This window comes from Streptomyces sp. IMTB 2501 (genome assembly GCF_001953885.1).
GTDB lineage: Bacteria > Actinomycetota > Actinomycetes > Streptomycetales > Streptomycetaceae > Streptomyces.
Genome location: NZ_MQUS01000003.1, coordinates 324,277 through 342,932, shown reverse-complemented (window position 1 = coordinate 342,932; position 18,656 = coordinate 324,277). Strand labels below are relative to the sequence as shown.

13 protein-coding genes are annotated in these 18,656 nt (G+C 65.0%); 6 read left to right on the top strand and 7 right to left on the bottom strand.

Annotated features, from left to right (window positions below; all coding sequences use genetic code 11):
* Positions 1 to 28: 28 nt before the first annotated feature.
* Positions 29 to 1,102 carry an aldo/keto reductase family protein gene (locus AV521_RS08005; protein ID WP_076085550.1) on the top strand — a complete coding sequence of 358 codons (1,074 nt, stop codon included), beginning with the start codon at positions 29 to 31 and terminating at the stop codon, positions 1,100 to 1,102.
* A gap of 19 nt (positions 1,103 to 1,121) precedes the next feature.
* The gene (locus AV521_RS08000; protein WP_076085547.1) at positions 1,122 to 1,958 is read left to right on the top strand and encodes an FkbM family methyltransferase; all 837 of its coding nucleotides are present in this window, start codon (positions 1,122 to 1,124) and stop codon (positions 1,956 to 1,958) included.
* Between the two features lie 189 nt (positions 1,959 to 2,147).
* On the opposite strand, the gene AV521_RS07995 is transcribed toward AV521_RS08000, so the two are convergent.
* From AV521_RS07995 to AV521_RS49155, 7 genes are all read right to left on the bottom strand, one after another.
* Positions 2,148 to 2,651, bottom strand: coding sequence for an ATP-binding protein (locus AV521_RS07995; RefSeq protein WP_076085544.1), 504 nt, complete (start codon positions 2,649 to 2,651; stop codon positions 2,148 to 2,150).
* Positions 2,652 to 3,159: 508 nt separating this feature from the next.
* Positions 3,160 to 4,413, bottom strand: coding sequence for a site-specific integrase (locus AV521_RS07990; protein WP_076085541.1), 1,254 nt, complete (start codon positions 4,411 to 4,413; stop codon positions 3,160 to 3,162).
* A 127-nt stretch (positions 4,414 to 4,540) separates the two neighbouring features.
* Positions 4,541 to 4,819 carry a helix-turn-helix domain-containing protein gene (locus AV521_RS07985; RefSeq protein WP_076085539.1) on the bottom strand — a complete coding sequence of 93 codons (279 nt, stop codon included), beginning with the start codon at positions 4,817 to 4,819 and terminating at the stop codon, positions 4,541 to 4,543.
* 704 nt (positions 4,820 to 5,523) lie between these two features.
* Positions 5,524 to 6,858, bottom strand: a complete 1,335-nt coding sequence (locus tag AV521_RS07980; protein WP_076085536.1) for a response regulator — start codon at positions 6,856 to 6,858, stop codon at positions 5,524 to 5,526.
* Positions 6,855 to 8,996, bottom strand: a complete 2,142-nt coding sequence (locus AV521_RS07975) for an ATP-binding protein (RefSeq protein ID WP_076085532.1) — start codon at positions 8,994 to 8,996, stop codon at positions 6,855 to 6,857. Before AV521_RS07975 ends, AV521_RS07980 begins: the two co-directional genes overlap by 4 nt.
* 259 nt (positions 8,997 to 9,255) lie before the next feature.
* Positions 9,256 to 9,444, bottom strand: coding sequence for a hypothetical protein (locus AV521_RS07970; RefSeq protein WP_076085529.1), 189 nt, complete (start codon positions 9,442 to 9,444; stop codon positions 9,256 to 9,258).
* A gap of 316 nt (positions 9,445 to 9,760) precedes the next feature.
* Complete coding sequence (locus AV521_RS49155) at positions 9,761 to 10,294, bottom strand: hypothetical protein (protein WP_179022911.1); 534 nt, start codon at positions 10,292 to 10,294, stop codon at positions 9,761 to 9,763.
* Positions 10,295 to 10,669: 375 nt separating this feature from the next.
* Between AV521_RS49155 and AV521_RS07965 the strand changes: the two genes are divergently transcribed.
* The 4 genes from AV521_RS07965 to AV521_RS07950 all read left to right on the top strand — a co-directional run bounded on the left by AV521_RS07965 (position 10,670) and on the right by AV521_RS07950 (position 18,650).
* On the top strand, positions 10,670 to 13,297 hold the full coding sequence (locus AV521_RS07965; protein WP_256725478.1) for a helicase-related protein: 2,628 nt from the start codon (positions 10,670 to 10,672) through the stop codon (positions 13,295 to 13,297).
* A complete protein-coding gene (locus tag AV521_RS07960; protein ID WP_076085523.1) occupies positions 13,297 to 15,195 on the top strand; it encodes a hypothetical protein in 1,899 nt (632 codons plus the stop codon). Before AV521_RS07965 ends, AV521_RS07960 begins: the two co-directional genes overlap by 1 nt.
* A 223-nt stretch (positions 15,196 to 15,418) precedes the next feature.
* Complete coding sequence (locus tag AV521_RS07955; protein ID WP_143658583.1) at positions 15,419 to 16,870, top strand: hypothetical protein; 1,452 nt, start codon at positions 15,419 to 15,421, stop codon at positions 16,868 to 16,870.
* Between the two features lie 289 nt (positions 16,871 to 17,159).
* Positions 17,160 to 18,650: an ATP-binding protein gene (locus tag AV521_RS07950; protein WP_076085517.1), complete on the top strand. Its 1,491-nt coding sequence runs from the start codon at positions 17,160 to 17,162 to the stop codon at positions 18,648 to 18,650.
* Positions 18,651 to 18,656 lie beyond the last annotated feature (6 nt).

Here is an 18,656-nt window from a genome sequence, read left to right as displayed (position 1 = left end):
CGTGCGGGCGCCGAGCCTCCGATCATCGATGGACTACGTGCGGCTCGGCGGCAGCGGATTGAGAATCAGCGAGATCGCCTACGGAAACTGGCTCACACATGGCGCGCAGATCGATCAGGATACGGCTCGCTCCTGCATCCGGGCCGCTCTGGACGAGGGCATCACCACTTTCGACACGGCCGATGTCTACGCCATGACCAAGGCCGAACAGGGGCTCGGCGACGCCCTGTTCGGTCTTCGCCGGGAATCGGTGGAGATCTCCACGAAGGTCTTCTGGCCGACGGGGCCGGGCGCCAACGATCGTGGTCTTTCGCGCAAGCACATCATGGAATCAGCGCATGCCTCGCTGCGTCGGCTGCGGACCGACTACATCGATCTCTACCAGGCGCACCGTTTCGACCCCGACACGCCGCTTGAGGAGACCCTCCAGGCCTTCGACGACCTTGTGCGGCAGGGCAAGGTGCTGTACATCGGCGTCTCCGAGTGGCGCGCCGAACAGATCGAGCGCGCTCTGGAGATCGCGGATGCCATGGGTCTGCACCGCATCATCTCCAACCAGCCCCAGTACAACATGATCTGGCGGGTGGTGGAGACGGAGGTCCTCCCGCTGTGCATGCGCGAAGGGATCGGCCAAATCGTGTGGTCACCGATCGCACAAGGGGTTCTCAGCGGCAAGTACCGGCCGGGGCGCCCGGTCCCGGCGGGGTCACGTGCTGCCCATGCCGAAGGATCGGGCTACATCAGCAATCTGCTGGCCGACGAAATCCTCACCCGGGTGGAACGGCTCGGATCCCTCGCCAAGGAGGTGGGGCTGTCACCGGCCCAGTTCGCGATCGCGTGGACGCTACAGCACCCCGGGGTCGCCGCTGCCGTCGTCGGAGCGAGCCGACCGGACCAGATACGGGAAAACGCCCGAGCCTCGGGCGTGCGCCTGCCGGAGGACATGCTCAGGGAAATCGACAAGATCTTCGAGGGACAGATCATCACCGATCCTCGCCTGACACCGGCGTCGAGCACGCGAAGCACCGTCGCATCGGCAGGGCCTGACGCGCATCCGCGTCACCGAGATCTACGCACTTCGGCATTCGGACAAACCGACTAACGACTGGGAGACCAATACCGTGGCTTTGACCTATCGGGAGCTGCCGAACGGCTGGTCGGTAGCAAGTGTCAACCGACGTGAGACGGACTACCTGTACCAGGAGATCTTCCTCGATCAGACTTACCAGATGGGGCGCGAACTGACGACCGAGCAGCCCGTGATCTTCGACGTGGGTGCGAACATCGGGCTGTTCTCGCTGTACGCCGCCGATCGCTGGCCGGATTCTCAGATTTTCGCCTTCGAACCCGCGCCCGCGGTCTACGAGGCGCTGGAGGAGAATCTGCGGGCCCTGAAGAACATCTCGCTCTTCCGGGTCGCTCTCGGCGAACAGACCGAAGGCAGGGAGTTCTCCTTCTACCCCGGGTACACGATGATGTCGGGCTTCGACGCCGACCCCGACGCCGATCGGGCCCTGGTGAGATCATTCATCGAGAACAAGGCGACGCACATTGCCGAGCCGGCGCGGCGGGCGGTCCTGGTGGACTCCGCAACGAGGCTCCTTGAGGGAAAGTTCAAGCAACAGAAGTTCCCAGTGCGCGTCCAGCGGCTCGCCGACGTCGCGACCGTCCACGGCGTGGACCGCATAGACCTGCTGAAAGTGGACGTCGAAGGGGCGGAGCTGGAAGTCCTGCGCGGTGTCGGCGAAGCCCTGTGGCCGAACATCGATCAGGTTGTCGTCGAGGTCTCAGACCGGGAAGGCCGCCTCATGACGATCAGCGAACTGCTCACTCGTCACGGAATGGACATCGAGATCAGACAAGCTCCTGAATACGAAGGGACAGAGCTGTTCATGGTCTTCGCCTGGCGGTCGCGGAAAGAGCGCGCAAGAACTGATTCCGTACCCATGGGCCGATGATCGGGGAGCTACCCGGACACCGGTGAACGTCTTGGGTTTCTCGCCCAGCAGCTGATGCGGACTGGGCAGGTCTCGGCCTGCAGTCGGCAGGAGATCGAGACCTCCGACGTCCTCGTCGCGAACACGCCTCATCCGCAGCGGGGAAGACATCTGCTGGATAGGCATCCCTACCCACCGAACGCCTTCGGATCAGGTGGAGGACTGCATGACGACCTGCTCGCCCTCTCCATTCGGTTCCTCGAAGTTGGCCAAGTAGCGGCTGAACAGCGCCTCGTCCACGGTGACGGAGTTGGCACCCTCCTCTCCGTTCCGTAGCTGGAGGCGATGCTCCAACGTCGTCCGGTCGGCTTTGAGGTGCACCAGCTCCCAACGGCATCCGTGGTTCGCAATCAACGCCTTGTAATCGTCGCGTGCCGCGCGACTCCAGAAGCTGTAGTCCACCACCACATCGCGTCCTGCCACCATCAGCTCGACCAACTCATGCCGCTGCTCGCGGCGAACCTCCTCCTTGAGCTGGTCGAACGCATCCGCCTCCAGCACCAGGCCGGCGTCGCGCTGCCCGAGTCGCTGCCAGACCGCCTCGTCGATCGAGAGTCGAACATAACCACGTCGCACCAGCTCCATCGCGTAGGTGGTCTTGCCCGCTCCCGGAAGGCCACACATCAGCACAACCGTGCTCACTCGCTGCGTCACGAAGCCAGATTAGCCCGGAAGACATGCCATCCTCCGCGGCGAGAAGGCGCCCCGGGCGCCGCGCCCGGATGAACGCAGGGGTCGAGGTCTTCGCCATCCGGCGCCGAGTACGCCCCCCTGACGAGGCATCACGCACAGCTGTCCACCGGTTGTCCACCGGAAGCATCACGAGCCTGGCGCGGCTCTGCGACTTGGCGTCCCGGGCCCACGCCAGCACGGACGACACATCCCGTCTGATGGATCCAAGCCAGCTCAGAGGCATCCTCCACCCCTGTGCGCCAGGGACTTTTCAGGGACTTTCCGCCACCTGACGCGGCAAGCCTCCGAAAGACCGGAAAGGGCCTCCGCTGCAGGTGAGAGGCCCTTTCCGAGGTAAAATCGCAGGTAGCGGCAGATGAGTCGGGCTGTACGCCGGGTTCTGTTCCGCTCAGAGAGCGATCACGCTCTGACCTGCATGTTTACGGACATCCGGCGGCTGGCCCAGCCCTCTGGGACTTCTCAGGGACTTTCAGCCGATGTCCGTGAACCACGCCTCGATGGCGGACAGTCCCCGCGCGCCGGCCTGCGGCATGAAGTGCGTGTACGTCCGGAGCGTGAACGCCGGGTCGGAGTGCCCCAGCCACTTCGCGAGCGAGACGATCGACTCACCGGCTTCGAGCATCACCGAGGCGTAGGTGTGGCGCAAGACGTGGAAGCCGTGCTCACGACTCGGCTCCCATACACGCGACGGCTTCTCGCCCGGCTGCCGCTCGGGCAGGGGCGGGATCACTCCCACGTCAGCGAGCGCGGGCTTCCACGCCTTGGTGTTCCAGGTGGTGCGGTTGATCGCGCCGCGCCGCCCGGTGTACACGAGCAGCGGGACGGTCACCTTACGCCGGTCCTCGCGTACGAGGTCGGGCTCCTCGGGGTCCAGCCACGGCAGGGTGACGTTGATCGGTTCGAAGCGCTCCTGGTGGGTGAGGAGCCGCTTGGCGAGCACCTTCGGCAGAGGCACGTCCCGCTCTTTGCCGCCTTTGGGTGGGCCGAAGTACAGCCGCGACTTGTACATGAGGATCTGCCGCTCTACGTGCATGAAGTCGCCCTGAACATCACCGGGGCTGAAGCCGAACACCTCACCCTGTCGGAGTCCGCATCCGACGCCGAGGTCGAGCGCGATCCGGTAGCGGTCGGCCAGCGCCACCCGTACGGCGTCGACACGATCCTGCTCCCAGGCGCGAGCCTTACGCTCCGGCTTCTTCGGCGGCTTGATCGAGCTGTTGCCCTTGCACGGGTTTCGGTACAGCCGCTTGTCCTCGACCGCGGCCTGCATGATCGCCTTGAGGTACACCCACGCGACATAGGCCGTGCTCGACGCTACCGCCCTCTGTACATCGGCCGACCACTTGCGAAGCTCCGCGACGCCGATGTCCCTGAGCGCCACGTCTCCGAGCTGCGGCAGGACCTGCCCCCAGATCCGGTGCCTCATGCTTTCCAGCGTCTGAGCGGGATGCACCTGGGACGGCCACCAGTGCTTCTCGACGTAGTCTCGAAGGGTGATCGCGCCGTCTCGCGCGTCGACGAAATCCCCTCGACGTGCGTCGGTCTGTGCCTCGGCCAGCCAGGCCTTGGCGTCCGCGACCGTGTCGAACGAACGGTCACGGACGCCCGGTATCCCCTTCACTCGGTAGCGCGTGCACTTGCCCCACAGTGCGGTGCGATCGCGCTTGCCCGTCTCATTGTTCGGCCGCTTCTTGAGCCATCGGTCCTCTATGTAACCCGCCATGCGCATCTTCTCCTTGACCTGGGCGCGGTTCTGTCGGCGCGAGCTGCGCCGCGATCAGACACACAGACGACTTCCGTGTGCATGAAATTCCGAGTGCTGCCGAAGTCCTCGGAGCCGTCCTGCCAGGTCAAGCAGCCCGACGTCGTTCGCGCTGTTGCGGCGCCTTGTTCAGCGGGTTGAGAGCCGGGTTCGACCGCGAGTCCGCATGCTGCTGCTCGTTGAGCCACGCATCGAGCAGGTCCCGGCGGTACATGACCCTCCCACCGGGCCCCATCCGGAAGCTGGGCGGCCCTTGCCGGCGGTGCCGCCAGACGTAGAGGGTGTTCACCGAGATACCCATGTACCGTGCGGCGTTCTGAACGTTCAGGAACGCAGCTTTTACCTCAGGCTTGGGCTGGTTACGCATCGAGTGTCTCCGAGCTAAGCACTGCCAACGCAGCGGACGTTTCTTCCTCCCGCCCACCACGCAGCAAAGCCGCGCTGACAACTACTGGCGAGCAAGACCAGAATCCGGAGAATCCGCGATTTGGCGTGGCCGTGTCACCGTGGTAAGGCAAGCCGTGGAGCTCGCGGACGCCGTCGGTCGTCGCGCTGCTGGAGCAACACAAGATCGGCGCTCGCCATCGGATGGATGAACTGCGCGAAGAAACCACCTTCGAGCCGAGCTTGCCGCGGCCGAGCAGTAATGACAGGAGCGGCCGACCGCCTGGCAGCGGTCGATGTGCTGTGCTCGCGCGGGGCAACCAGGTTCACGTTCCAAGGCCTGGCGCCGACGGGCTGGCCTGGTCAGCGCCGTCGGTGTCCACTATCAGCGCATTCTTAGACCGTCGCACGATCAGGGCCGGCTCGACCAAGGGCCGCCGACCTGCCGGGAGATGGCTGGCGCCTTCGGCTTGGAGGTGGCGTCGGCGCGGGTTGAGGAGCTGCGGCCGAAGGCGCAGCGCCCGGTGGTCCGCGACTGACTAAGCCGACGCCGGGCCGCTCACCCTTGCCGACGGGTCACGCCACAGCCTGCCTGCCTCTCATCAGCAGCCGTCATCGACCTGCAGACCATCGCCTCGGCGCTGGGATTGCACCGCTCAGCGTAGCGCCCGAGGCGGCGGCTGCGCATTAGGCGGACGCAGAACCGTTCTCAGACACATCGCGAGAAATTCGCGTGAGGACCGTATCTGCGTCGGGATCGTCGAACCCCATTCGCCCCGTTTGGCGGTTGTACCTATTCACAAGCACCTGGGGCCATGGAGAAGCAAGTCCACTGACCCTTTCATATTCGCCCATCTCTGCGTCGGTCGGAGTCTCCACGTGTTGAAGATCCACCAACAGATCGGGCACCTTGAAGAACTTCGGCAGATAAAAGAAGCGGTCCTGCCGCCCGAGAATAATTTGCTTACTCGCCCCACGCAGTTCCCGAGCGTCCTTTTGTAGTTTAGCCCGGCGATCCTTCTCGGCTGAGCTCCACCCCCCACTGGGCACAGCAACATCCTTGATACGAACCCATTCAGACTCAGCCGCGCTCCAGGAAAGAAACGGCTCGACTTCCAGCAGAGGGTTCGCTGCCACCAACAGATGCCTGTCAGCCTTCTCGTTGGCAAGGTCACAACTCGGCGTGAGTTGCACCCAGTAGCGTTGTGTTGCCTTATGCAACAGCAGGTCACCCGTATCAAGCTGCTCCCCGATAGGGGGAAGGACGTAGATACGTGACGGGTGCCAGTTACTGGGACGCCCCAAAGCCCGCCCCACAGGTCCACGCAGTCGGTCTTCTCCATCGAGGGCGAGCGTCAACTCCAATGAGCGCGCCAGCCGGGCCGCTAGGAGGATCGTCTTCTCCTCAGCGTCATAACCTCCCAAGGAAGTCCACTGCTTTGTGATATCCCAGAGATACTCGCGAGTGACCTCGCGGACGTGATCCGTCAAGCCTCGCACGGCAAATGGCAAGCGACTGTCGAACGCTTCTCTTACAGCGTTGAGCAAAACGTCGGTATGCTCCTCCTTGCCCACAACCTGGACCACGGGTGGCTGCGCCAAAGGCTCGACTCGCTCAGCGTAAGCCGTGTAAAAGACGACCGGCACGAAACGAGTAGCCTTCAGACTATCCAGCACATACTCTCCGGCGTCGTCACTGCCCTGATCGTCTCGGACATCAAGAACGACGACATCGACCGTCTCCGCGCTCAGGATTTTCTCAGCCTGAGAGAACTCAGCGACCGGAACCACTCTCGGCGCCCGGCCGTAAGCGACATCCGACTGGCGAAGTTGTTCCGCGATGTCGTTTCGGTAGTCCTCGTTGTCCTCCACTATGACGACGGTCCACTCGGGGCTAGGTGCAGGGAAGTCGATGACGCCCCTGGCTATCTCCGCATCGGAGCTGTCGCCGTGAGCGCCGACAGGTTCGGCGATCTCCTCGGCGACACTCTCTTGAGTTGCTCCGTCCGGAATTTCACTCACACTCGTCTCCTAAAGGTCACCTGGAAAGCTGCTCCGCCGAGTCGGCTGTCCACAAGGGCTAGCGTCCCGCCGTAGGCGTCTGCGACACGCTCACCCACGATCGCCAGGCCGAGACCACCACCATCTGGCTTGCTGGAAAAATAGGGTTCGAAGATACTTTCGCGAATTTCAGGCGGCACCCCAGGACCACTGTCATCGACAATCAGCGCCAAAGCCCCGTCAGCCAGTCGCTCCACCTTCAGATCCACGTGACGTGAACCCTTCGGAACCTGCTGAAGCCAGTAGAGGGAGTTATCCAGAAGGTTGATCACGACCTCCTGCAGCTCGGCGGGATCAATGGTGACGTTTTCATCGGCACCACCCACCGTGACCTCTGCACCAACCTTGGCAGCCCGGCTCGCGAGAACGTCCGTCGCAGAACTGATCGTCTCCAGCAGGCTTACCTTCTTGGGTCGACCCCGGCGACGTCCTCCGAACGGGGCGATTCGCTTGAACAGCTGGGCCAGGTAGTCCGCTTGCTTGTCAACCGTGCTGACGAGGCCGACGGCCTCATCGCGCAACTCGCAAGCATCGGCTCGGGCGAGCATACGCTCAGCATCCCGGGTGACTCGCCGTATCCGTCCGACAGAAGACTGTCCGTCATGCACGACCTCGTCCACGAGTCTGCCCAGTGTGGCAAGTCTCTGATAACGGGCGAGCACCTCCCGAACATGCTCGACTCCGGCACTGATTCTGCGTTCCGCATTAGCAACTACGGCCGCCAGCACACGGTCGTTCGGGTGTGATCTGCGGACCGCTTCTGCGACATCGGTGATGTCGATGTCGTCGAACAAGCCGCGACCTCGAGGCTCTTCGGATCCGTCTTTCCGTCTCCGCTGATCGAATCGAGCGCTTTCAAGCTCGGCGATGATTTCAGTGACGGCCTCACGCAGACCATCGTAGGCATGCCCCTGCAGCAGCCCCTCGCGGTTTGTCTGATCTCGCAGGTCGGGATTGGCATCTGCAGAGATACTAACGGTGCCAATTATCTGCGAGTTACTGAGACGCATACGGGGATTGTTAACGCGCCTGGAGTCGAGCGTCAGCCAATCGTCTCCACGTTCACCGAATGGCAAGACTCGAAACCCATCGCGATAAACACTTACTCCAGCCCGCTGGTCGAGCAGGTCGCGAAACTCCTTGGTGGACAGGTCGAGGCCACCCGCGGCAGTCAGCCGTGAGATGGCGTCCCGGTCCCGGTCGTAGACCCGCAGATCAACGGAAAAAGGTCCACTGGCGAGGTTCCCGTCCGCGTCCCGATGCTGCATATTCCGATCAAGCTCCACATGGTGGACGTACGGAGCCCGACCAGGAAGGCTGATCTGCAGGTCCGCCGCGCCGCCGGCTGAAACGGAACCAGACAGCCTGTAAGGGGGGTTCATCAGTTCAGTCGGAGGTTCAATCGGCCCTGCCAGTGCCTCGAATTCAGGCGGCAGATCGAGTACGATTTCGAAGTCACGGTTGCCGTCCGCGTCGGCAGGTGCGATCAGGCGGGAAAGATCGCGGCGAAGTGCGAGGAGGTCTGCTTCCTCCCAGTCGCGGGTTAGTCCCCGTAGGAGGAGCAGCGTGCCGCTAGGACGACGTGGCAGAGAGACACGTTCCCAGAGCGCGACAACGCGTCCACCTTCACAGAAGTCCACCGCCATGCGCTCGTCGACATCGAGTTCAACCTGATCGAGGTAGACCTCTGGGTCCCGGAACTGTCGCCAGTCAACTCTGACTTCCACCTCATGTGACTCCCCCCTTTGCCTGCTGATCAGTTTCATCGAGTCAGCCAGACGAGCTGCGGCGAAGCGTCCAATGCCCTTTTCTCCCAGAACGCGACGGCCGCGAGGGGTGGTTCTCGTCTGCATTCGATGTGGAGTTGCGATCTCCAACCAGATGCCCGTGACTGTCTCGACAGTCATTCCCGATCCGTCATCTAGGACCGCCAACACCCCCCGGCCTTCTCGAAGCTCTCCGGAGAAGCACAGGACGACACAGTTTGCATCGGCGTCGTAGGCGTTCTTGACCAGCTCTACGACCGCCACCGTCTCGCTACTGATGAGCTCTGTACCAATGGTGTGAAGCAGCCTCGCACGAGGGCGCAGCGTAGGCATGGTGACCTCCCGGCAGCTGATGGTAGATCACCAGACGGTCTTACGTCCGCCGCGCGGCCGTTGGTCCCGGTGAGTGACGACGCGGGCAGTGTTCGCGCCAGCCGCATGTTAGCGGTGGCTTCAGGTCGTCGCCGTCGTGCGAGGCCACCAGCTACGCGTACCTCAGGGGTCTCGAACCGCAGTTCGCGCGCGTACCTTATGAAGTTCCCGACGAGGCGGCCGGCCTGCCTGGCGGGGGATGCCCGCAGAATCGCCGCGATCAAAGCTCTCCGCGCTCGAGCAGATCCCGGATGGCGTCCTCCTGGCGGCGCAGCACCACTCGCCCGTCGCCGTCGCTGTAAGCCACGAGCAGGACACCGGGATCCAGACCTGCCTCGGCCAGAACTCCGAGCGGGATCTCAACCGTCCCGTCCTCGCCAAGTCGTACTTCCGCAGGCTCCCTGATCACGGTTTCAGGATGCCACGCCGCCGGCTCTCCCACCGCTCAGCGATCACCAGACGATCCGGCCGGTGATCGAATCGAGCAAAATCCCGGCTACATCAAGACAGATTCGGTCAACTCCGCATACCCGCTTGTGACTTCATATGCCTACGTCCGATGCTGCTGAGGTTCGAAGAAGCAGAAGACGTCCGGCCATGGCGTCGTGCCATGGCGGCTTCTGACTCGCGGACCTTGGAGATCCCGTGGACACGCATGTCCCGCGGGCCGGTTTGGCATGTCTGCCCGTACCGGCACGCCCTTCCGAGCCGTCTCGGCTCTCGCCTCACTTCGCATGTGCGAGCAGGCACCCCCTCCCCCTTCCTCTGCTGTCGGCGGGGTGCTTCGGGTCCGACGGGGAGGCGCGGTGACCAAGCCCCCGTTCGAACCGAGCGTCGCCCAGCAGACCGCCCTCGTCGACCACCTCGTCAACGCCGTGGTCACCGATGCGACCGGCGAGGCTCAGGGCGACGTCTGCCTCGGCGAGCCTCCGAGTGCTCGCTACTTCATGGAGAGCCTTGGCCCGCACGCCGTCGAACCTGGTGGAGCCGCCCCGCGGTACGGCCGCACGACGCCGGACAGCCTCGGGTTCGAGTTCGAGGCCGAGAACGCCAGCTCCATCACCGTCAAGGCGCGGGCATCGTTCTACTACGCCGCTCTCCCGACCCGCGCCCAGCAGCTGGAGTGGGCCGGTGAGCGAGAGGAGCCGTACCGGCTGGCGCCGCTGTTCAAACGACTCGGTGTGACTGTCGGTCCGGTAGAGATCGTTCTGGGTCACGAGGCCGGCATGCGTCAGACCCTGGAACGTGAGTTCCAGCATGCCTTCGAGGAGGCCGTGAAGCAGGCTCTCCGGGATCCACGGATCGACCGCCGTGTCGGGAACGACCGCCGAGAGCGGCTGGTCCCGCCTGCCGCAATGGCAGACGACGGGGCCTTCGAACAATGGCTGGCCCGGGAGGTGGGCGGGGACCCGGTGGTGCCGTCCCCGGCCGCGCACGTCGTCGTCACGTCGAGGCCCGTGGCGTCCGGACGGCTCCGTGTGACCGCGACGCTGCAGAACCTTGCCACCGATCCCGTCGTGACCGTCCAGGGCCGGGGCAGCAACGCCGGCCGTACCCGTCGCGACGAGGCCAGGGACAACTCCCTGTTCCGTGCCGGGCTGGAGGTCGAGGGCGACCGTCTCCTGCCCATCGTGATGGACCTCGGTGCCGACGCCTACCGCTATTCGGGGGAGCTGGGTGCGTACGCGAACAACTGCGGCGTCGAGCCACGGTGGCACAAGGGTCGGCTAGTGGCTGTACGCAGCGTGCCCGTTCCACAGCATGACACCCACCGCGCCGTGGCCCGGACCGACGAACGCTGGGGTTACGCGACGCTCGCCGCCGACCCTCTGCCGGTGCTCGACGATCTCGCCGACGAGATGGAGGCGTACCTGGAGACGCCCGTCTGGAGTACTGCGGATCTTCAGGACAGGCCCGATCTTGCCCACCGAAAGGAAGCCGACCGGAAGGGCGCAGCACTGGAGGTCGCCCGCCTTCGTGACGGCATTGCGTGGCTGAGGCGGGACAGGCGTCTCCTGACAGCGTTCCAGCTCGCCAACCAGTCCATGGTGGAGCTCAACAAACGACGGAAGCGGCCGAGCCGGGGCTGGCGGCTGTTCCAGCTGGTGGCCATTGTCAGTCAGCTCGGTGCCCTGGCCTGGCGGGAGCACCCTGAGGACCTCTTCACCCCTGGGCTCTGGGGTGACGAAGACGACGTGGATCCGACCAAGGCGGCAACCGTCGTCTGGTACCCCACAGGAGGCGGTAAGACCGAGGCGTATCTCGGCCTGGTGCTGGTGTGCATGTTCTACGACCGCGCCCGAGGAAAGACGGTCGGGGTCTCGGCATGGTGCCGCTTCCCTCTCCGGCTGCTGACTCTGCAGCAGACACAACGGCAGCTCGACGTCGTCGCCGCCGCGGAGACGGTCCGCGACAAGAACGCCGATCTGCTCAGGGAGGTCGGCGGCGACCCCGGGTGGCCCTTCTTCATCGGCTTCTACGCCGGTGGCGGCAACACCCCCAACTCGCTGATCACAGACCGGATGTTCGACCGCCTTCGCTCAAGCGAGGAGGAACGGCACGCTTACCGACTTGTTCACGACTGTCCGTACTGCGGTGAACGGTCGGTCCGTATCCCCGCACCTGATCCGCAGCGGCTCAGACTGGAACACGTCTGCGGTAACGAACAGTGCGGAAGGGTTCTGCCGATTGTCGTCGTCGACACCGAGATCTACCGCTACCTGCCGACCGTCGTGGTCGGAACCCTGGACAAGCTCGCCAACATCGGGCTGTCGGACAAGTTCGGTGCCCTCTTCGGCGACGTGGACTGCTGGTGCCCTCCGCACGGCTTCGGCAGAGGCGGAAAGTGCCACGAACGTCACGCGCCAGGCCACCCGAAGACCCCTCTCAAGCCCCTGGGGGAACCTCTCTACGACCCCTCCCCCTCTCTGGAGATCATCGACGAGCTCCACATGGTCAACGAGGAACTCGGAGCCTTCTCCGGGCACTATGAGGGTCTCCTGGCCGAGGTACAGCGCACCCTGTCGTCCAGGCAGCGGCCCGACGGCCGAGGTGTCCGGATGAAGGTGGTCGCCACCACCGCGACCATCCGTGGCGAGGACCGTCAGAGCGAACACCTCTTCGGCTTGCGGTCGGTGGTGGTGCCCCTCCCCGGGCCCAACCTCGACGAAAGCTTCTACTGGCGGCTCGACCGGAGCCTTCCACTTCGCCGCTTCGTTGGAGTCATGCCAACGCGCGGAACGGCGGAAATGACGCTGGTCAGGATCCTGACCTCCGCCCACCGGGCTCTCTGGAAGCTTGATCGCCGGCACAGCCTTCCCCCTGCTCTCGCAGACTGGCCGGAGGACGAGCTCTGCGATGCCGTCGACCTCTACCGTACGAGCCTCACCTACGCCACGACACTCGTCGACTTCGGCCGTATCCGCCGTTCACTGGACACCCAGGTCAACGAGGCCCTGCGCAGGGAGGGCTTTCCCGACCTCAAGGTGGCGGAGCTCAAGGGCGAAACGCGTCTGGACGAGGTACGCGCTGTCCTGGACGACCTGGGCAGTACCAACGGCAGCACGCGCATGGTCGTCGCAACGAGCATGGTCAGCCACGGGGTCGACGTGGACCGGTTGAACCTCATGCTGTTCAACGGCATGCCCAGGTCCATGGCGGAGTACATCCAGGCGTCCTCAAGGGTCGGCCGCACCTACCACGGCCTCGTGTTCATGCTCTTCAACCCTGTAAGGGAAAGGGACCGGTCGCACTACCGCTACCACGGCAAGTTCCACGAGTACCTGGACCGTATGGTCGAGCCGGTGGCCATCAACCGCTGGAGCAGGTTCGCAGTGCGCAAGACCCTCCCTGGGATACTGATGGGACACCTTCTCCAGATCGCGAACCGCGACTGGTGGCGGGCGGGCAACGCTCCGAGCCACCTGCATGACCTCTCGAAGATGCAGGCCGCCCTCCGTGATCCATCCAGCGGAGGTCTCGACGGGGTCCAGCTCACCGAACTGCTGGAGGCCCTTCACGCCGTCTTCCAGTCGGAGCGCCCGGAGGGGCAGGAACTCCGCAGTGATCTGGAGGACATGGTGGAACACGCCCTGGCCAGCCTCCGCTCCGCCGGCGCCTCTGCCGGTCTCGCGGGTGGGAACAACCGGGGGTACCGCGCGACAGGCGACTACCTGGGTCTCGAGCACCGGCCCATGACAAGTCTCCGCGACGTCTCCGAGGGCATCCCGTTCCACATCGTCTCCGACGGCAGGAGGTCGTGATGGCGTTCAACCCCAGGAACGACGACATGGCCCGTGACCGGGGCCAGGTCCTCTACCGTTACCGCCCTGGTCAGACGTTCGACCACCGCGGCGGCTACACGGCCCAGGTGGTGCAGTTCGGGCGTGACGAGGAGTTCGACGGTCCCTCGCTCGACCGCGAGCATCTGGTACAGGAGGCCATGCGGTTCGTGCGGAGGTGGCGGGCCGCAGGGCGTGCCTTCTGCGCGGGGGCTGACCGGGCGCCGGAGTTTCCCGGGGACGAGGACCGGCTCGCCGACCGCCACTACGAGGTCGTGGTACCGGGCAAGGTCTTCTGCCGCATCTGGCCCCGGGTAGTGCGCTGCTCCAGCAGCGGGTGTGGACACGTCTGGACTGCCAGTGACCCGCGCCCCGGAACGGACGACTGGCCGCCGGCCTGCCCCGCCTGCGGCAACCCCGTCGGGAATCGGCAGCTCCAGTTCGTCTTCGCGCACAAATGCGGCGAGATGTCGCCCATGTACCCACCGAGCAAGTGCCCCAGGGGGCACACACGCTTCAGGCTCGACGACCGCGCCAGTCGGTTCCGTGACTTCCGATGGGAATGCATGACCTGCGGCTTCCCTCTGGGGGTGCAGTGGAGCTGCAGCAACTCCTCGTGCAGTTATCCGGACAAGTTCATGAACCCCCTGCTCCACACCGCGGGGACCGCGCATGTCGGCCAGGGCCTGACACTCGTGAACGTGACCACGACCGAAGAGGCCACCCGGCAGAGCAACCCCCTGTACACGGCTGCAGTGCTCGGTTGGTGGCTTGGTGAGATCACCGAGGACGAGTTCCGACGGCTGACGGACGGGCACACCGTTGACGTCCCCGACGAGGTTGTCGAGGCCATCCGGGCGATGGAGGAGGCTGGCATGCACGACCAGGCGCGAGCGCTCCGGGCACGTTTCATGCCGGTCGAGGTGGACCATCTGCGGGACCGGGTGGGCAAGGCGCTCGGACTCGACACCGAGAGCGACGACGCACGCGGGCTCGCGGCCGAGCTGCACACCTATCGCCGGGTCCTGAACCTGGAACGTCTCGGTGTGCCCCGTCTCCAGCGAGAGGCGCGCAACGCCGAACGTCTAGCCCTGTACGAGCGCTATCCCGGCGTCCTCGCATCCGCCGGTCTCGGTCAGGAGACCTGTCTGGTCAGTGATCTCCCGATCACCTATCTCGCGATCGGCTACAGCCGGACAGGGTTCAGCCCCGAGGAGGCAGACCTGGTCCCGTACCGGGGGCGGCCCACACGAGGGGCCCCCGAGAAGACCCTCGTCTACGCCCACCCCACCGAGGCAGAGGCGCTGCTCTTCCCGGTGGACCGGAAGCGGGTAAGCCGGTGGCTCGTCCGCAACGAACTCGTCAGTCGCAGCACCCTCGACGAGGCCGGTGGCGTCGCCAAGTGGCTGGTGCACCAGCTTGGGCCCAGCGACGGCAAGGCCCTCTCACACGAGACGCGTCCAGAGCCCGGACACCCGGACCTGCCGGTCCACGAACTGTTCGGGCTGCTTCACTCCCTGTCCCACCAGCTCCTGCGGGCCCTGGCAGTTGACAGCGGTTACAGCGAGACGAGCCTGTCGGAGTACCTCTTTCCGTACGACCTGGCCTTCGCTATCTACCCCAACGGGGGAAGCGACTTCAGCCTGGGCGCCATGCGGACGGTCCTCGAACAGAACCTGGACGCGGTCGTCAGTCGCGCTGTCGACAACGACGCCTGCCTGTACGACCCGAACTGCATGATCACGAACGAGGGGGCGGATCACGGCTGCCTCCAGCTGCCGGAAACGGCCTGCCAGTTCTGGAACCGGAACCTCTCCCGCTGGCATCTGTTCGGCTCCCCGGACGGTTCCAGGATCGGGTACTGGGATCCAACCCTGTGAATCACGGGGCCGGAACGGCGGTCTGCCCGCCACCGGCCCCCACCACAGCTGGGGACCCAGCCACCCACCGGTCTGGAACGAGTAGGAGTCCATTGTGAAACCCGAATTGGATCTTCTGGACACCGTCACCAGTGCCCGTGCCCAAGTGCAGGCCCATCCAGCCTGGGACTCGGGGCCGGAACGCATCTATGACCTTCTTCGTGCGTCGACCAAGCTGCGCGCGATGGAGATCACCGCAGGACTTGTGTCCGACCTTCCCTGGGAAAGCGTCCTGGCCCAACTTGTCATCTGGCACCACGAGTTCCGCGTCGGTTCGGGGTCGTGTGACGAAAGGACTGCCGTCGAGGTCACGGCTCTTGCCGCCATGGCCCAGCGGCTGGATCACCTCGAGACCGGCGTGCGATCCGGTGCCTACCAGGTACGCCTGTCAGGCGGGAAGTTCCGCGTGCGCCATCGCTGGAACCCGTCGGTCGAGGTCGCCGACATGATCCTCGCCGAAGCCGCGGCTCCCACACTCCTTCCAAAACTCTCCGAGACCGAACGCCGATGGATCTCGACAAGGCCAGTCGACTCCCGGAGTGGTCCGCCGCCGGCGGTGCTACGGGCGGCCGTTGACCGCGCCACCGAGACGATCGAGGTGTACCGGCAGGCGGTGCCCGAGGGACAGGTCCCCGACACGTTTCCTCTTGGCGAGGGGATGACAGCCGGGGACATGGTCCGTGTTCTGGCTGTGATCATGGCCATAGCCTCACTGTGCGAGGAGACAGCACACAGGCTCGCCAGACTCGAGTCAACCCTCGCCCACCTGCAGGTCCCCCAGTTGATGAGTCTTCTCGCGGAGTTCTGCCCCACCGTGTCCACGGCCCACCAAGCCCTGGCGGTGGAGAGGCTCACCTACCGTGCCGGCCGCTCGTGCAGAACCTCCCCACTGGTTCAGCACGGTGACACCTTGATCATCTGCCCGCCTCTGGTGACCCCCAGAGCGGTGGACACGATCATGCTTCGTTCCGCCGCCCACGATCCCCGGAGCTTCGGCCCCGTCGGGCGCGAGCAGGGGGAGCGTGCGACCGCATGGGTTGACTGGCTGCGCACCACTCCTGGCGTCCTGGTAGCCGAACGGCTCCCTGCTACGAGAGCAGACGGACGCTCTGCCGGGGACCTCGACGTGGTGGTTGTGGACCCGGTCAAAGCCATAGGCGTGTGCATCGAGATCAAATGGCCCATCGACGCAGTCTCCTTGCCCGAGGCCATGAAGGTCGAGAACTGGGTCACCTCCGCCGCCCGCCAGCTTGACCGTCTGAGAGGAGAACTTCGGTCGAGAACGGCAACCGTTCAGTTGCCGGACGGTTGGCCTGCGTTCGACTCAATCGACTGGACGTGGTGCGTCGGTACTCCACAGCAGCTCTGTCTGCGCCCCCTTCCCGTGCCGGAGATGCACGCCACCTCTCTGCGATACGTACAGGCACTGGGAACGCCACCCGGCCTCGAGGCCCTAGTGGACATCCTGGTGAGGCCGGATCTACCAGGTGAGGGAGAGCATTTCAAGGTGATCAAGAGGTCATTCCCCGTTGGGCGTCGCCAGGTGCACCTGGACACGATCGGTGTGTCCACGGACCGTTGGCGTCCCCGCTTCCGCTCGGAGCCGTCGACGGAGCCGGAGCGCGAAGCCGGATGAGCAGACACCAGCGGCCTGGCCCCATCCCCCCAACGACAGGACCGCACCAGCCGTCAAGGGTCCGGGGAGCGCGAACTCGGAACTCTCTGCGCAGCGAAAACATCCCTGCTCCGCGCCTCGGCGTACACAAGCCTTCAACTACCATGGATCCAGGGTGGGGCATCCCCGCTCGCGGCGATGGGGGATGCGGGGGGAGGCAGACTCTTACGGGGCCAGCGTCCTTCACGGTCTTTGTGACATCGGACGGCCACATACACAACCTCTGGCCGACGGGGGCATGGCACGAAGAATGAGTGCGAAGTACGAGGACTACGAAGTCGCTGCACCCGATCCGGCAGGCATGGTCGCCTCGCTGAGCTCTCTCGGCTACTCACTGGAAGCAGCAGTCGCCGACCTGGTGGACAACAGCATCTCCGCCAAGGCGCGGCGCATTGACGTGGAGTTCACCTGGGCCGGATGGAAATCCTGGATAGCCGTGGTCGACGACGGCGAGGGGATGACCAGCGAACAGCTCGTGACCGCCATGACGGTGGCCGCGCGCGGCCCTCAGACCGTTCGTACGAGCACCGACCTCGGCAGGTTCGGGGTGGGCCTCAAGTCTGCCTCGTTCTCCCAGGCACGGCAGCTCACGGTCGCCAGCTCTGTCGGCGGCGAATGGAGCGTACGATCCTGGGACCTGGACGTCGTCGAGGCGTCCGGCAGGTGGTTGCTGCGCCGCGGCGCGGACACGGAGACGACAGCCGTCATCGACCGTCTCCGTGGCGGTGCCGCCAAGGGCACCATCGTGATCTGGCAACGTCTCAGAGGGTTCCACTCCCAGGAGGTGGAAGAGGCCGACGAGAAGGTGCAACAGCAGTTCTACGCTGAGGCCGAGCGGACCGAGTCCCACCTGGGAATGGTTTTCGCCCGGTTCCTCACCGGTTCGGGCAGGCGGGCCATACGCGTTTCCGGAACCCCGGTCGAACCGTGGGATCCGTTCCTGGTCACACACCCTTCCCTGCAGCGCCTGCCAGTTGAACACCTGCCGCTTGGAGAGGACAGCGTCAGAGTGGAGGCGTTCGTGCTTCCCAGCGCTCAGCGCCTTTCGGAACACGCCTACCACCGTGCCGCCGGACCCGCCGGGTGGCTCGGGCAACAGGGGTTCTACGTCTACCGCCGCGACCGTCTGATCCTTGCCGGAGACTGGTTGGGACTCCCCGGCATGCGCCGGGAGGAGCGGTTCAACCTGGCACGCATTGCTGTCGACATTCCGGTTGAGACGGACACCGACTGGGGAGTCGACGTTCGCAAGGCGAGTGTTGTGCCCCCTGTTGGTCTCCGGCGGCACCTGCGTCGAATCGCGGTGCAGGCACGCACGCGAGCAGCTGAGGTGCTCCGGCACCGTGGGCGCGTGTCCGCTCGGACGCACGGTGATCCGCTCCTATACGCCTGGACCGTCAAGCGGGAGAACGGACAGGTCAGCTGCAGGATCAACCGAAGCCACCCGCTCGTACGGGAGTTGCTGCAGTCCGGTCGCGACTCGGCACCGGAGGTGAAGGCGCTGGTCCGCCTGTTGGAGGAGACCGTGCCCGTCACCGCGCTGCGCGCCCTGCACGAGACGGACTCCGAGGACGACCCAGTGCCTTTCGGGGGCGCCGCCATGGCCCCTCCGGAGGCTGTGCAGGTCGCCGAGCAGGTCTACAGGTCGCTCGTCACCCAGGGACGCTCGCCCAGTGCGGCCCGGGACAGGATCCGGGTCATGCCGCCCTTCGACCAGATGAAGGGTTTCTGGAACGACTGACACCTG

Coding starts and splice junctions, on each gene's coding strand:
- AV521_RS08005 (WP_076085550.1), top strand. CDS start 29: ATGGACTACGTGCGGCTCGGCGGCAGCGGATTGAGAATCAGCGAGATC.
- AV521_RS07990 (WP_076085541.1), bottom strand. CDS start 4,413: ATGGCGGGTTACATAGAGGACCGATGGCTCAAGAAGCGGCCGAACAAT.
- AV521_RS07985 (WP_076085539.1), bottom strand. CDS start 4,819: ATGCGTAACCAGCCCAAGCCTGAGGTAAAAGCTGCGTTCCTGAACGTT.
- AV521_RS07975 (WP_076085532.1), bottom strand. CDS start 8,996: ATGCCTACGCTGCGCCCTCGTGCGAGGCTGCTTCACACCATTGGTACA.
- AV521_RS49155 (WP_179022911.1), bottom strand. CDS start 10,294: ATGCTGGAACTCACGTTCCAGGGTCTGACGCATGCCGGCCTCGTGACC.
- AV521_RS07965 (WP_256725478.1), top strand. CDS start 10,670: ATGGACCTCGGTGCCGACGCCTACCGCTATTCGGGGGAGCTGGGTGCG.
- AV521_RS07960 (WP_076085523.1), top strand. CDS start 13,297: ATGGCGTTCAACCCCAGGAACGACGACATGGCCCGTGACCGGGGCCAG.
- AV521_RS07955 (WP_143658583.1), top strand. CDS start 15,419: ATGGAGATCACCGCAGGACTTGTGTCCGACCTTCCCTGGGAAAGCGTC.
- AV521_RS07950 (WP_076085517.1), top strand. CDS start 17,160: ATGAGTGCGAAGTACGAGGACTACGAAGTCGCTGCACCCGATCCGGCA.